This is a genomic window from uncultured Maribacter sp. (assembly GCF_963977385.1).
GTDB lineage: Bacteria > Bacteroidota > Bacteroidia > Flavobacteriales > Flavobacteriaceae > Maribacter.
Genome location: NZ_CAXBOU010000009.1, coordinates 37,191 through 49,472, shown reverse-complemented (window position 1 = coordinate 49,472; position 12,282 = coordinate 37,191). Strand labels below are relative to the sequence as shown.

Sequence of the window (12,282 nt, the reverse complement as noted above, 5' to 3'; positions counted from 1 at the left end):
GCAAATGAAAAAGTTATTGATACTGCTGTTCATGGGGCTAAGCACTATGATACTGAATGCGCAAACGGAAACGACACCGTTGGAGGGTAAGGTTGTGATAGAAGTAGATGGTCTGGCCTGTCCCTTTTGTGCCTATGGCTTGGAGAAAAACCTTAAACAAATTGAAGGAGTAGAAAGCATTGCTATAAATATTGATGAAGGGTCTGTACTTCTTGGAATCGCTGACGGAATACAAATTTCAGAAAGCGTGGTCAGTGAAAAAGATAAAAGCAGCGGGTTTTACTCCAGGAACCATTAAAAGGGAAGGCGATGAATAGATTTTTGATAGTATTGGTTTTCTCCCTATTGCTTTTCAGCTGTGAGAAAGAAAGTAAAACATGGACATTCGATAGAAAAATAGAGCTTCCCGCAAAGGCACGACCTCTGGCGTTGGCCAAAACAGGTGATGATTTATGGTTTTCGGACCCGGATCAATTTCGATTGCTAAAAATAGACCTTAGCGGAAACGTACTGGATTCCATAGTGGGCATTGAGCGGCCAATGAATATCGGTTTCAACAAAGGCAAATTGTATGTCCCTGAATTTTTAACGGATACCATTTGGGTTTTTGAAAACGGGAAAAAATCGCCCCTTGATTTGAATGCTAAACCAGAAGCACCGGCAGGACTCGATGTAAAGAGCGACACTATAGCCGTAGCAGATTTTTATAATAATAGAATTATCCTCCAAATAAACGGTCAGGTTAGTTTTATCGGAAAAGAAGGGCACGATAGCGGGGAACTTTATTATCCCATAGACGTAAAAATCCAGGAAGATAAAATCTATGTTGCCGATGCATACAACAACAGGGTACAGGTATTTGACTTAAAAGGTAGGTTAATTCAAGTTCTGGGCCAGCAGGACGGATTGAATGTAGCTTCTGCAATAGACCTAAAAGGAAATTTTATTGCGGTAACAGATCAGGAAAACAGTAGGGTACTTATCTTTAATATCGATGGAAGTCTTTTCCAGATCCTGAAGAGTAATATCAACTATCCAACTGATGTTTTACTGGATGGCAATACTTTGTACATAGCAAATTTCAAGGAGAATTCAATATCGGTCTACTCTGCTAGATAGTGGCATAGATTGGGTTTTATTTTTCAGTACTGTAAAACGAACCTTTTTCGGAACAGTATTTCTAAATCCAACATTAGTTCTATCATAGATAATATTAGAGTATAGAATTAAGATTCAGTTAAGTCAAATTCTAAAATCTGACCTTATAAAGCTATAATGTTATTGTTTTTACTGTTTCAATTGTTGATAACCCACATTTTTCTGCCAAATCACGGGCTATAACCTCATTTTATTTAGTCCTGTTTGGCATCAAATGAAACCAAATAAAATTAATGTCCTTTTAGCACAATCTAGTTTGATGTTATTTATTTTAAATTGTTGTATATCAATTATTTGTGAATAACTCTTTGCGGTGAGTTATTTCTTTATTCACCTATTTTCATACATTTATCCAGTAATAATATTGAAGGAAAACAAAAGCGCTTTTGTTCATTTCGTAACCCTAAAAAAGGAAAGCAATGGACAATTTTTTAATTCTCGAACGGCTCGACCGTTTGGAAAAACTTTTAATAGCGAATAAAAAGGTATTAACCTTTGATGAAACCTGTGACTATACGGGAATATCCAGAAGTTACCTGTATAAACTTACCGCTGCGGGAAACATTCCGCACTCCAAACCTAATGGAAAACTGATATTTTTCGAGAGAAAGAAAATCGTTCGTTGGCTACTTCAAAACGAACGGAAATCCATCCAAGAAATCGAAGTGATAGCGGAGTCTATTCGCTAGACGATATCTTTTCTAAAATTTCTTATCAACTCACTTTTACACCTTGGGAATCCTCTTGGTGTTTAAAACGTCATTATATGAAAACAGTACCATACTTACGAGTAGGCACTTCGTACTATAAACTAGTGCAGGCACCAACCATCGCAGGCCATTTCAATGAAATCTTGGTACATTGGAACATAGAGACCATCCGACAAGACCATGGAAAGGATTACCTGAGCAAAGTTCCGAAGTATGATGGCTTTACCTGTATTCCAAATCACATCGATTTCAAACAAGAATATAAAGGCTTCTACAATACCTATTCCCCCTTATCCAAAATACCCAAAGATGGGGAATGTAAAACTTCATTGAGTTTCATCGAACACATTTTTGGTAGGCAATATGACTTAGGGTTAGACTACTTGCAGTTACTGTACACCAAACCAGTACAAGTATTACCCATTCTGTGTTTAGTTTCTAAAGAACGTTCCACGGGTAAGAGCACTTTTCTAAAATGGCTAAAAGCCATCTTTGATAACAACATGACCTACTTGACTAATGATAGTTTCAGTAGTCAGTTTAATGCGGACTGGGCGAACAAGTTACTTATCTGTATTGATGAAGTATTATTCAACAAAGAAGAACTAACAGAACGTATCAAATACCTAAGCACAACCAATATCAACAAGTTGGAAGCCAAGGGAAAAGACAAACGTGAAGTGGAGTTCTTTGGGAAGTTCGTCTTATGCAGCAATAATGAAGACAACTTCATCAAGATAGACGGGAACGAGACCCGTTTTTGGGTGCTGAAAATACCAGTACTCAAAAAAGAGGAGACCAATTTTTTGAATCAATTGATATCGGAAGTACCCGCATTCCTTTCTCATTTAAGACAAAGGGAGCTTTCAACGAATCATACTACTAGAATGTGGTTTACTCCAAATCAGATACGAACAACTGCTTTGAAAAAGTTGGTGCAGAATAATCGTAATAGGGTCGAAAAAGAACTTGCTACAATTCTCCTAGGAGCTATGGAGCAATTCAATATTGAAGAAATAGATATTTGTCCTTTGGATGCGCTACAATTATTAAATAGGACACGAATAAAGACGGATTTGACCCAGCTAAGAAGATTACTTAAAAGGGATTGGAAACTGGAGAACAAAGACAATTCTCTGAGCTATCAAAAATTAGTGATTTGGCAAGATGCTTCTATGCAACTATTGGATGCCAAGGGACGCTATTTTGTAGTGGACAAACTCTTTTTGCTTGACAATTTTGATGAATCGATGACAGATTAAGCTTTTCCCTTAAGCTATCGATGCTAAAGCTGTCATCAGTATATCATCATTTGTTCATCAAAAAATAAAATGATGACAAAAACTAACATAAAAAAAGCAAAAACGATGAATCGATGAAGAGAATGATGAAGAAGAAACCTAATTAAAATAAGGCTTACTAAGGGTTTGTCATCAAAACATCAAAAAAACACTTAAAATCATATGGCTTATGAAAAAAGAAAGAACAATCAGATTATCGTGTGAAAGAGCCCGAGCTTTTCCCATCGAAAAAGCGCTGGCAAAACTAGGGCACTTTCCAACCAATACAAACGATAAAGAAGCTTGGTTCCTGAGTCCGTTCCGCTCAGAAATCCAAGCCTCTTTTAAGGTGTCCAAGAAACTCAATAGATGGTACGACCACGGAGAAGGAAAAGGCGGAAATGTAATTGACCTTATTTGTTTGATTACAGAATCTACCGTTAGTGAAACTTTAAAATTTATAGCAGAGGATCAAGACTCTTTTTCTTTTCAACAGCAGCCCGTCATTAAAACTGAAAAGGATAAAGGACTTCAAATTCTTTATGCACGACCCTTACAACATTACAGTCTATTAAAATATGTAGCGGAACGAAGCATATCCATTGCTACAGCAGCTATGTACTGCTATGAGGTTCACTATCTGCATAAGGGAAGGTCTTACTTTGCTATAGGGCTTAAAAACGATTCAGACGGATGGGAATTACGGAACAAGTATTATAAGAACTCTAGTTCACCTAAGGATATCACCCATATTAAAAATGGAAATGATAAACTCATTATTACTGAAGGGATGTTCGACCTATTATCGATTTTAGATAGTACTAATAATTTGGAATTGGAATATGATTTTTTGGTTTTGAACTCTACTGCATTTTTAAACAAAGCGATGAAAGTTATTGATGATTATCATCAAATCGACCTCTATTTGGATAATGACAGAAATGGTAAAGCAACAACCCAAAAATTGATTGCTCATTCCGATAACTGCCTGGACAAACCAAGTCTGTATGAAGGATTCAAGGATATGAACGAATGGTTGATTTTTAATGCTAAAAATGGATTTGGTCAGGGAGTGCGAGATGTGTTTTTGTTGCCACAAAAACAAACTCGCTTTACTCCCGGCGGTCGCAAAGAAAAAGAGAAATGAAAAGAACCTATATCAAATTTCGATGTTCCATCTACGAGAAAAAGCTACTAAAAAAGAGGGCAGAACGGGCAGGTATTTCCCTTTCTGAATATTGCCGAAGTTCTGCTTTTGGTAATTCGGTTATCGAGCGTTTGACGGAGGAACAATTGACACAATATAAAATGCTGGTAAAGTACAAAGGTAACTTTACCCGTATCAGAAACATGTTTAAGAAACGTAACCCGAAACTGGCAAGTGAGGTCGAAAAATTAGCAGAGGAAATTCGAACACACCTCTATAATTTTAAAAAAATAACGAAATGATAGGCAAGGGAACTTCCATAGGGCATACGGGGACAAGTATCGAATACGGTTGGAACCAGGAGAAAGATGCCGAAATTGTATTTAGCGAGCATTTGGCGGGAACTGACCCTCAACAGATAACAGAAGAGTTTAAGCTGATACAGGAACAAAACACCCGTTGCCAAAAGAACACCTTGAGCTTCATTCTTAGCCCTATACCCGAAGAGGGTAAGAACCTTTCCAAGGAACAGTTAGGAGAAGTCGCCCAAAGGTTCATTAAGCAAATGCAATTGAAGGAGAATCAAGCCATCGCTTTTGTCCATCGAGACAAGGCACATACTCATGTACATCTTTATGTCAATCGTATTGGTTTCGACGGTAAGGCCTACAATGATAGCTTTATTGGAAAACGCAGTCAACTGGCTGCAGAAAATGTTGCCAAGGAAATGGGGCTTACCACGGTCAAGGAAGTACAACTGGAAAGGGGACGGAATTTCATAAAAGTCAGGCTTGAAATTAAGAATATTCATCAGAACGTAATGAAGACCGAAAGCCCTAAAACATTAGACTCCTATATAAAAGCGATGCAGGAAAGGAACGTTAGCGTCATTCCGAGCATCAACAAGGCGAACAGATTACAAGGGTTTCGTTTCAAATATCAAGGTCATAACTTCAAAGCAAGCGAGGTTCACCGCTCTATGTCTGGAGGAAGAATAATGGCGCAACTTTCCCAAAATAATGGAATAACTAAACCAATAAAGTTAGGGAAGACTATCAATTTACTTGGAAAAACTATGGAAATGAGCACCAATTTTGCCGCAAGCATCGCCAAGAATATCATCAAAAAAACAATCAAAAGAGCAATTGATACGGGAATAGGATATTAAAAATAGGAGATTATGGGATATAAGAAACTGGATGAAGTAATGGAGTTGCTAAATGATGAGCTGGACGGTTTTAATAAAACTGTAGATAAGTTAGAACTGTTGACTCAAAATATAGACAACATAAAGATAAAATCAGATACTTCTGAATTTGAAAGGTTGCTGCGTGAACATTTGAACTTTAAGAAGACCAAGAGTACAGACCTTCAGAAATCGTTATTTGATATCGATAATCAAATTTCAAAAGCAAGATTGATTCCGAAAATACAGTTATGGCTTCATTATTCAATTTGGTTTGTCTCTTTAGTAACCATTGGATATTTAGGCTTTCAAGTATCTAGAATCGGCACTTTGAAAGATGAGGCTTTTGCTAAAGGAAAGCTAGAAACAATGTCAAATGTACAAGGCTATTTTATTCAGAACCCCGAGCATTATGAGTCATATCAGAAATGGAGAAAAGAAAATAAACGTGTTCCAAATCAAAAGTAGCGTGCGCCCTATGAAATTTTTACTTAACGCTTATCTGCCGGAACGCTACAAAAATTCCATAGGATCCATGCGCAGTTAAGTTATGGTAAGATTTGGGGACAAGTTTTTTAACCACTAACAAAAAGCTCAAAATCAAATTGGTTTAATAGTGGATAGCATTAAACGCTACCAGTTAAAAGAGATTCTGTCTATCACAACTTAAAAATTAAATCATAAGCTCTAAGACACAATCAATTCATTAGCGTCATCTAACACAGAGTTATCAAAGCTTTTCAAATATACTTCGGTTGTTTTTATTGAATGATGTCCGAGACCTTCGCTAATAATCTCTGTAGAAATACCCATGTTCTTAGCGATAGTGGCCCAAGAATGTCGAATGTAGTATGAGGTTATCTTTTCTTCTATACAGGCATCTTTAGCAATCTGCTTTAATAATTTATTGACCAATCTCCGATCAGAAGTATACTTCTTAAAGGTTGCCACCGACCCATCATAACCGATAGGAAAAACAAAATCATTTTTTTTCTTGCCTTTCAAGTAATATTCCAGAATAGTAGCAAACTCATTTGTAATTCGCACCGATAAAGGATCTCCAGTTTTACTGCGACCATAAAAAATTCGACTCTCTCCGATATCTACCAATCTTAACTTGGCAAGATCTATCAAATTCATTCCTCTACAATTGAACATACATAATAGATAGTTTTGAGTGTGCCATAGATTACTTCCTTCTGTATATTGAAGGTTTCTAATGGCAATTATTTTTTCCTTTGTTAGCGCTTTCTTTTTTGTTCGTCTCGATGTTGGGATTTTGTAATGATTAAATGGATTCTTAATTGGAACGTACCTATCTTCTTTTACGGCACTATTATAAATTGCCCTAATAGCTCGCATATATGAACTTATTGCATTATTTGAATTACCTCTCGCTTTATTATCCATTTCAAAATCTTTCAAAAAAGTGACATTTAGATGATAGAGTTTAATGGCTTTACCTTTATTGAACTTTATAAATGCTGAAATTGATTCCTTATACCATTTAGCAGTACTTGGTTTTCCTTCTTTTAATTTACGGTCAATTAAGATTTTACCACATTCAGATAGTAGTATTCCGTTTGAAAGATTTTTTTTCAAGTTTGAATCTAACTTACTATCCCAAGATTCCTTAATGCTCTCTATTAGTGTATCAACGGTAATATTATTTATGGTTATTCCAAGTTTGTCGATTATTGCTTTAGCGGCATATATTCTCTCATTTAAAATTTTATTTATGTAGTCACAATCTTGTTCTCTATTGGCAATAGCCGATTTTTTAAGAACCATGTTTTTAGAATCCCAGCCATCTTTTGATGTGTTAAAAGAAAGTCGCAAAATCCTTTGCTTCTTATGATACAAGTTTAATGCAATCGGAAATAACCCTGAATTATTTTTCGAGTGTTTTCTTACATCTAAAATCAATCTAGCCCTAGCCATATGTTTGAATTTTCTACTGTAAGATACTCAAAAATGTGCTTAGTTTGTGCTTAGTTTTATTTGATGCGTTTTAACATCAAATAAGAACAAATGAGTATATCTGTCATGTTATCAGTCGATTAAGATTAATTTTGGGTTGGTTTGTTTCAGGATGGTACTAAAAAAGTTGCCTTCTAAGCAGGCGGTCCTAGGTTCGAATCCTAGTGCCATCACTTCAAAGCCCCTTTTAAGGGGCTTTTTTGTTTTTAGTATGTAAACCTTTATATTTCTTATTTCATTTAGCTACGTCTCTATTCTGTAAATACTTAATATTTTCACGATTTTATTATTTTTACTATCTAAAATCAGTTCAAATGCAGATGTACACTTTAACTTATGAATCTACTGCGACAGAAGAAGTTCAGGTTACTAATATGGAAGAGCTGTTAGAAAAGGCTCGTGTAAATAATCAACGTAATGGTATTACCGGATGTCTTATTTATTTTCAAGGTGGCTTTGTTCAATTGCTAGAAGGTGATAAAAAAAAGATTGAAGCACTCTACAAAAAGATTAAAATAGACGAGCGCCATAAAAACGTAACCATCTTTTCTGATGATGAAATAAGTGAGCGGACTTTTCCTAATTGGGGAATGGCGTATTATCCTATAGACGAGAAACACGCAACTAAATATGAATTTGAACAATTTAAAAGAAATCTAATCATGTTGTCTGACTTAGTTGAACCTACCAGTACTACCGCGAAACTATTTTGGAAAAAAATAAAAAAACTTATTTCCGAGCCACCACTGTAAATGTTTACTTGAACATCAGCTATAATATTTTAAACTAGCAAAACACTTTTAACCCTATTTTAAAATCAAATTTAATCTGCTTCTTTATTTTTTATTAATGGGTGATCGGTTATTCCCAACCCTATAATTTTGATAATGTTTATTATGGTATTATAAAGCATTAACACCACCACTATTAATGCAGAACTCAAAATAGCACTGACCGCAATAGTGACATAATAAATTACATTAAACCAATTACTTGGAATATTTTCACTCTCAGTAACCGGTAGGTTAAACATTAAGAAAAACAAAAGTGATGCAATGAAAATAGCAGTATCTAATTTAGCTATTTGCATAATGTGTAAGTAATGATCGTTTTTTAACTTAGAATTCGTTCCAGAACTAACACCCAAAAGTGTTAACATTAAGGCAAGAATAGTAGCAGAAGCCAAAACTATAGTGTTACACAAAGTATTTAGCCCCGTTAAACTAGACTTTATAAGTTCCTTTGCCTCATAACCACTAAGGTTACCTAACATAAAAGTACCTAAACCAATAAAGGCCAGCGATATTACCCCACCTATAATCGCTCGTTTTGAATAACCCGATAAGCTCATCTTACAAAATCAATATTTAAACATAAATGCTAAAAATGGTCAAAAAGTTAACCACAATAATTAAGTGCTTTTTTTATTGTTCAACCAATTATAAATAACCAGCACAATCGCCAAAATTAGTAGTAAGTGAATTACCGCTCCTAGAATTTTAAAAACTACAAATCCTAATACCCAACCAATTATCAATAGAAGAACTATTCCCCAAATAATATTTTTCATCTTTATAATCTTAATTTGTTTTCAAATATTTTCTTATCAATACTAGGCCCTATATTCATAGCATAATATGATAGGTTCAAGATAATTTAAGAGACTAATTTACTGTACTTCAAAAACATCTTTTATTAACTTAAATGCAACGTTTCATTGAGATGTACAAGTCCTCGATTTGTCGATATTATTGTATTTAAAAGAGAAATTTGATTAAAACCCAAGTAGCAGTTAACCCAAAAATAATATGTGCTACAATTAATTGAGCAAAGAAATACTTCCACTTTGTACATGGTGGATTAGAATGAAAATTAATTATAAGAGACCAGCCTACAATACCTATTATACCTAATACAAATCCCAACAAAGAACCAACCCATATACCAATGCGATCAGCCATGTAGAAATAGTAACAAAAAAGACCTGCTGCCATACAAACACCTATCGCATAATGAATTATCCATCCATAATAATGATTCTGCCCAACGTTAAAACTTATCGACTTTGAACGACTTATTAATTCATTTAATAAATGTGCTTCATTAAATTTGTGATGTGTGAGCAATTCAAGAATATGACTAAACAGGGTCATCAAAGTTGTACCTAAAACTCCCGAGGATAATATTACCAAAATAACCATATTACACTTATCTAAACCACTAACAATAAGTAAATTAGTTATTTTTTTATTTCAATATCCGAACGCATCCTTTTGAACAAAAAATTAAATCATATAAGCTATTTTTTAATTTTATATCTCCCGGATTTATGGAAAAAATTATAACAATTTGTACTGATTTTAACCCTAGTAAAAACCTTGTCATAAGCTTGAAAAGTATGGAATACAAACAAAGGTGCTCTATTACAATTATAAATAGTGTCTCAGTTATATAAAACACCAGGACTTAGCACTTAGTCATTAAAAAACTTAAAAAAATAACGAAGTACATATGTAATTAGTGTTAAACATTAATTCATACGAACAATCCAAATACCTTCATATTATAGAATTTTGAAGAAATCAATGTTACGTTTATTTTTTCAAATTCTAAATTCAATATTATGAAAGAATTATTTAATACTTCTTGGGAAACTGTTATGCTAATATCAGCAAGTGCGTTAGGTATCTATATTGCTATAATTGTCTTAACAAGAATAATCGGAAAACGAAGTTTTTCTAAAATGTCAAGTTTTGATTTTGCAATGACCGTTGCAGTCGGATCAATTGTTGCCACGACTATTCTATCTTCTTCTGTAAAAATGATAGAAGGTATCGTAGGGTTAGCCGTAGTATATCTATTACAAATTAGTGTTGCCTTAGCTCGTAGAAACAAAACCGTTCAAAGTCTAGTTGATAATTCACCGTTATTATTGATGGATGGAGATAAAATTATTGATGCCAATTTAAGAAAGGCACGAGTTACCGAAAGTGATTTACGATCTAAGCTAAGGGAAGCAAATGTTACCGAACTAAGTCAGGTTAAAGCGGTAATTTTCGAAACTACTGGTGATATTTCGGTTCTTCATGAAAAAGACAGCAAACCCTTAGATTTATGGATTATGAAAGATGTAAAACGAGATTGATTGTATACTTAATTAATGAATACACTACAAAATATATTTTTTAAAGTCTAACCTCTTCTTTTCATCTGTTGAAACTTTCATTCATTTTTTTTGAATTGGTTTTAACGTTCAACTTCTTATTAATTGAGCAAATATTTTCAATTGCTAAACAATAATTTTAACGTAGAAATAATTGTTCAACCAAAATATAAGAGATGTCTTCAAAATATCAAAACTGTATTGATGCTTGTCAAAAATGTTTTATTGATTGTCAAAAATGTATTGTACAAATGGTTGGTCAAAAGAGTAATAATGATTGTCCAAATTGCTGTATACAGTGTGTAGACGCATGCCTTTTTACCATTAAACTTATGTTAGCCGATAGTCAATTTACTATCAAACAAGTATTATTGTGTGCCGAAATTTGTGAATGGTGTGCCAGCCAATGTCAAGAACATGACCACGAACATTGTAAAGCGTGCGCTGAATCTTGTCTAGCATGCGCAAAGGAATGTAGTAAATTAGCTGCTTAATTAAATCATGCTAACTGTAATTTATTAAAGATGAATGATAGTGAGCTATTCTACATTTATTTGGCAGAAGACGATTTAGATGATCAACAAATTTTTGAAGAAGCTGTCACAGAAATAGATAGTAATATAATAATTATCCCATTTACAGATGGTCAGGCTTTAGTTGACGCCTTATCTAAAAAAAATCATGAGCCTGATGTGGTATTTTTAGATTTGTATATGCCTAAAATGAATGGAGAAGAGGTGCTAAACGAGATAAGAAAAAATTCATATTTGGATTACTTACCTGTGGTAATATTCTCAAATGAATATAATTTAGACCGTATAGCAAATTTATTTGAACTTGGCGCGAATAGATATTTACATAAACCAGAATCTTATCGGATATTGATTTTAGCGCTAGAAAGAACCATTAATTCAATTAAAAACAATGATTTAGGGGGAACTTCAATAATAAATTATGTAGAATAACAGTTATTAGAATATGGAAATTCTCAATGATTTTATGGTGAATTTTACTTATTTATTGATTTAAACAACTCTATTATTTGTTGTATTGAGTTAGATCTAAAATGAATAGCATTATTGTTTAAAACACGAAATATCTAATTTGCAATACAAAACTGATGTTATTTTTTAATTCCATTTGTCTTGATTTTTTATTTTGAAATTTAATTTATTGATTTAGCATGCGCGAAACTTTACTAAATGTCTTTTTAGCAGACGATGATAGTGATGACAGAACTTTTTTTTCTGATGCATTACGTGAAATACCTATTTCATCTAAAATTTTCGAATTTAATAACGGGGTAGATTTAATGGCCGATTTAATCTCAGAGACTATTGAAAAACCAGATGTGATTTTTTTAGATTTAAAAATGCCTATGATGGATGGGTTCGAATGTCTTTCTGATATTAGAGAACTTGTCAAATATGCAAATACACCGGTAATTATTTATTCCACTTCATACCACCCCAAAGAGATTGTTAGATTAAAAGAAATGGGAGCATCTTTATACTTGCAGAAACCTTCCTCATACAATCAGCTCAAAACTTTACTACACAAATGCCTTCGTTATGTCAAAAATTCTGAAGGAACTAAATTAGACCCAGAATTTGTTATCACCATTTAAGCCATTTTCATTATTAATGATGAGCATTTAT

At 33.7% G+C, this 12,282-nt stretch carries 17 protein-coding genes and 1 tRNA gene; 14 read left to right on the top strand and 4 right to left on the bottom strand.

The features are described from left to right. Nucleotides 1–4: 4 nt before the first annotated feature. The 8 genes from AAC084_RS10875 to AAC084_RS10840 all read left to right on the top strand — a co-directional run bounded on the left by AAC084_RS10875 (nt 5) and on the right by AAC084_RS10840 (nt 5,949). A complete protein-coding gene (locus tag AAC084_RS10875) occupies nt 5–298 on the top strand; it encodes a heavy-metal-associated domain-containing protein (protein WP_339840207.1) in 294 nt (97 codons plus the stop codon). Between the two features lie 11 nt (nt 299–309). Further along, on the top strand, nt 310–1,119 hold the full coding sequence (locus AAC084_RS10870; protein WP_339840206.1) for an NHL repeat-containing protein: 810 nt from the start codon (nt 310–312) through the stop codon (nt 1,117–1,119). A 458-nt stretch (nt 1,120–1,577) separates the two neighbouring features. Further along, the gene (locus tag AAC084_RS10865; protein WP_339840205.1) at nt 1,578–1,847 is read left to right on the top strand and encodes a helix-turn-helix domain-containing protein; all 270 of its coding nucleotides are present in this window, start codon (nt 1,578–1,580) and stop codon (nt 1,845–1,847) included. A gap of 77 nt (nt 1,848–1,924) precedes the next feature. Next, the gene (locus tag AAC084_RS10860) at nt 1,925–3,130 is read left to right on the top strand and encodes a primase-helicase family protein (protein ID WP_339840204.1); all 1,206 of its coding nucleotides are present in this window, start codon (nt 1,925–1,927) and stop codon (nt 3,128–3,130) included. A 208-nt stretch (nt 3,131–3,338) separates the two neighbouring features. Continuing rightward, nucleotides 3,339–4,295 carry a toprim domain-containing protein gene (locus tag AAC084_RS10855; protein ID WP_339840203.1) on the top strand — a complete coding sequence of 319 codons (957 nt, stop codon included), beginning with the start codon at nt 3,339–3,341 and terminating at the stop codon, nt 4,293–4,295. After that, nucleotides 4,292–4,597, top strand: a complete 306-nt coding sequence (gene mbpA / locus AAC084_RS10850) for a mobilization protein MbpA (protein ID WP_339840202.1) — start codon at nt 4,292–4,294, stop codon at nt 4,595–4,597. The genes AAC084_RS10855 and mbpA overlap by 4 nt, the downstream gene beginning before the upstream one ends. Then, the gene (locus tag AAC084_RS10845; protein ID WP_339840201.1) at nt 4,594–5,463 is read left to right on the top strand and encodes a relaxase/mobilization nuclease domain-containing protein; all 870 of its coding nucleotides are present in this window, start codon (nt 4,594–4,596) and stop codon (nt 5,461–5,463) included. Before mbpA ends, AAC084_RS10845 begins: the two co-directional genes overlap by 4 nt. Before the next feature lie 12 nt (nt 5,464–5,475). Next, nucleotides 5,476–5,949, top strand: coding sequence for a DUF6730 family protein (locus AAC084_RS10840; protein ID WP_339840200.1), 474 nt, complete (start codon nt 5,476–5,478; stop codon nt 5,947–5,949). Nucleotides 5,950–6,168: 219 nt separating this feature from the next. On the opposite strand, the gene AAC084_RS10835 is transcribed toward AAC084_RS10840, so the two are convergent. Continuing rightward, nucleotides 6,169–7,422, bottom strand: coding sequence for a site-specific integrase (locus AAC084_RS10835; protein ID WP_339840199.1), 1,254 nt, complete (start codon nt 7,420–7,422; stop codon nt 6,169–6,171). A gap of 134 nt (nt 7,423–7,556) precedes the next feature. Here AAC084_RS10835 and AAC084_RS10830 point away from each other — a divergent pair. Continuing rightward, nucleotides 7,557–7,634, top strand: a tRNA-Arg gene (locus AAC084_RS10830). Between the two features lie 141 nt (nt 7,635–7,775). After that, the gene (locus tag AAC084_RS10825) at nt 7,776–8,213 is read left to right on the top strand and encodes a BLUF domain-containing protein (protein WP_339840198.1); all 438 of its coding nucleotides are present in this window, start codon (nt 7,776–7,778) and stop codon (nt 8,211–8,213) included. Between the two features lie 71 nt (nt 8,214–8,284). Here the strand turns inward: AAC084_RS10825 and AAC084_RS10820 are convergent, their stop codons facing one another. From AAC084_RS10820 to AAC084_RS10810, 3 genes are all read right to left on the bottom strand, one after another. Next, nucleotides 8,285–8,812: a hypothetical protein gene (locus AAC084_RS10820; RefSeq protein WP_339840197.1), complete on the bottom strand. Its 528-nt coding sequence runs from the start codon at nt 8,810–8,812 to the stop codon at nt 8,285–8,287. A gap of 60 nt (nt 8,813–8,872) precedes the next feature. Beyond that, nucleotides 8,873–9,031 (bottom strand): lmo0937 family membrane protein, encoded by a 159-nt coding sequence (locus AAC084_RS10815; protein ID WP_339840196.1) that lies wholly within the window; start codon nt 9,029–9,031, stop codon nt 8,873–8,875. A 187-nt stretch (nt 9,032–9,218) separates the two neighbouring features. Then, nucleotides 9,219–9,662, bottom strand: a complete 444-nt coding sequence (locus tag AAC084_RS10810) for a hypothetical protein (protein ID WP_339840195.1) — start codon at nt 9,660–9,662, stop codon at nt 9,219–9,221. 422 nt (nt 9,663–10,084) lie between these two features. Between AAC084_RS10810 and AAC084_RS10805 the strand changes: the two genes are divergently transcribed. The 4 genes from AAC084_RS10805 (at nt 10,085) to AAC084_RS10790 (ending at nt 12,251) form a co-directional block, all read left to right on the top strand. Next, a complete protein-coding gene (locus tag AAC084_RS10805) occupies nt 10,085–10,606 on the top strand; it encodes a YetF domain-containing protein (protein WP_339840194.1) in 522 nt (173 codons plus the stop codon). A gap of 194 nt (nt 10,607–10,800) precedes the next feature. Then, a complete protein-coding gene (locus AAC084_RS10800) occupies nt 10,801–11,118 on the top strand; it encodes a four-helix bundle copper-binding protein (protein WP_339840193.1) in 318 nt (105 codons plus the stop codon). Between the two features lie 30 nt (nt 11,119–11,148). Next, nucleotides 11,149–11,589, top strand: a complete 441-nt coding sequence (locus tag AAC084_RS10795) for a response regulator (protein WP_339840192.1) — start codon at nt 11,149–11,151, stop codon at nt 11,587–11,589. A 218-nt stretch (nt 11,590–11,807) separates the two neighbouring features. Further along, nucleotides 11,808–12,251, top strand: a complete 444-nt coding sequence (locus tag AAC084_RS10790) for a response regulator (protein WP_339840191.1) — start codon at nt 11,808–11,810, stop codon at nt 12,249–12,251. Nucleotides 12,252–12,282 lie beyond the last annotated feature (31 nt).

Excerpts from the sequence above, each read along its gene's own strand:
- AAC084_RS10870 (WP_339840206.1), top strand. The coding sequence starts at position 310 with ATGAATAGATTTTTGATAGTATTGGTTTTCTCCCTATTGCTTTTCAGC.
- AAC084_RS10865 (WP_339840205.1), top strand. The coding sequence starts at position 1,578 with ATGGACAATTTTTTAATTCTCGAACGGCTCGACCGTTTGGAAAAACTT.
- AAC084_RS10790 (WP_339840191.1), top strand. The coding sequence starts at position 11,808 with ATGCGCGAAACTTTACTAAATGTCTTTTTAGCAGACGATGATAGTGAT.
- AAC084_RS10840 (WP_339840200.1), top strand. The coding sequence starts at position 5,476 with ATGGGATATAAGAAACTGGATGAAGTAATGGAGTTGCTAAATGATGAG.
- AAC084_RS10875 (WP_339840207.1), top strand. The coding sequence starts at position 5 with ATGAAAAAGTTATTGATACTGCTGTTCATGGGGCTAAGCACTATGATA.
- AAC084_RS10815 (WP_339840196.1), bottom strand. The coding sequence starts at position 9,031 with ATGAAAAATATTATTTGGGGAATAGTTCTTCTATTGATAATTGGTTGG.
- AAC084_RS10835 (WP_339840199.1), bottom strand. The coding sequence starts at position 7,422 with ATGGCTAGGGCTAGATTGATTTTAGATGTAAGAAAACACTCGAAAAAT.
- AAC084_RS10805 (WP_339840194.1), top strand. The coding sequence starts at position 10,085 with ATGAAAGAATTATTTAATACTTCTTGGGAAACTGTTATGCTAATATCA.
- AAC084_RS10860 (WP_339840204.1), top strand. The coding sequence starts at position 1,925 with ATGAAAACAGTACCATACTTACGAGTAGGCACTTCGTACTATAAACTA.
- AAC084_RS10800 (WP_339840193.1), top strand. The coding sequence starts at position 10,801 with ATGTCTTCAAAATATCAAAACTGTATTGATGCTTGTCAAAAATGTTTT.
- AAC084_RS10820 (WP_339840197.1), bottom strand. The coding sequence starts at position 8,812 with ATGAGCTTATCGGGTTATTCAAAACGAGCGATTATAGGTGGGGTAATA.
- mbpA (WP_339840202.1), top strand. The coding sequence starts at position 4,292 with ATGAAAAGAACCTATATCAAATTTCGATGTTCCATCTACGAGAAAAAG.
- AAC084_RS10845 (WP_339840201.1), top strand. The coding sequence starts at position 4,594 with ATGATAGGCAAGGGAACTTCCATAGGGCATACGGGGACAAGTATCGAA.
- AAC084_RS10825 (WP_339840198.1), top strand. The coding sequence starts at position 7,776 with ATGCAGATGTACACTTTAACTTATGAATCTACTGCGACAGAAGAAGTT.
- AAC084_RS10855 (WP_339840203.1), top strand. The coding sequence starts at position 3,339 with ATGAAAAAAGAAAGAACAATCAGATTATCGTGTGAAAGAGCCCGAGCT.
- AAC084_RS10795 (WP_339840192.1), top strand. The coding sequence starts at position 11,149 with ATGAATGATAGTGAGCTATTCTACATTTATTTGGCAGAAGACGATTTA.
- AAC084_RS10810 (WP_339840195.1), bottom strand. The coding sequence starts at position 9,662 with ATGGTTATTTTGGTAATATTATCCTCGGGAGTTTTAGGTACAACTTTG.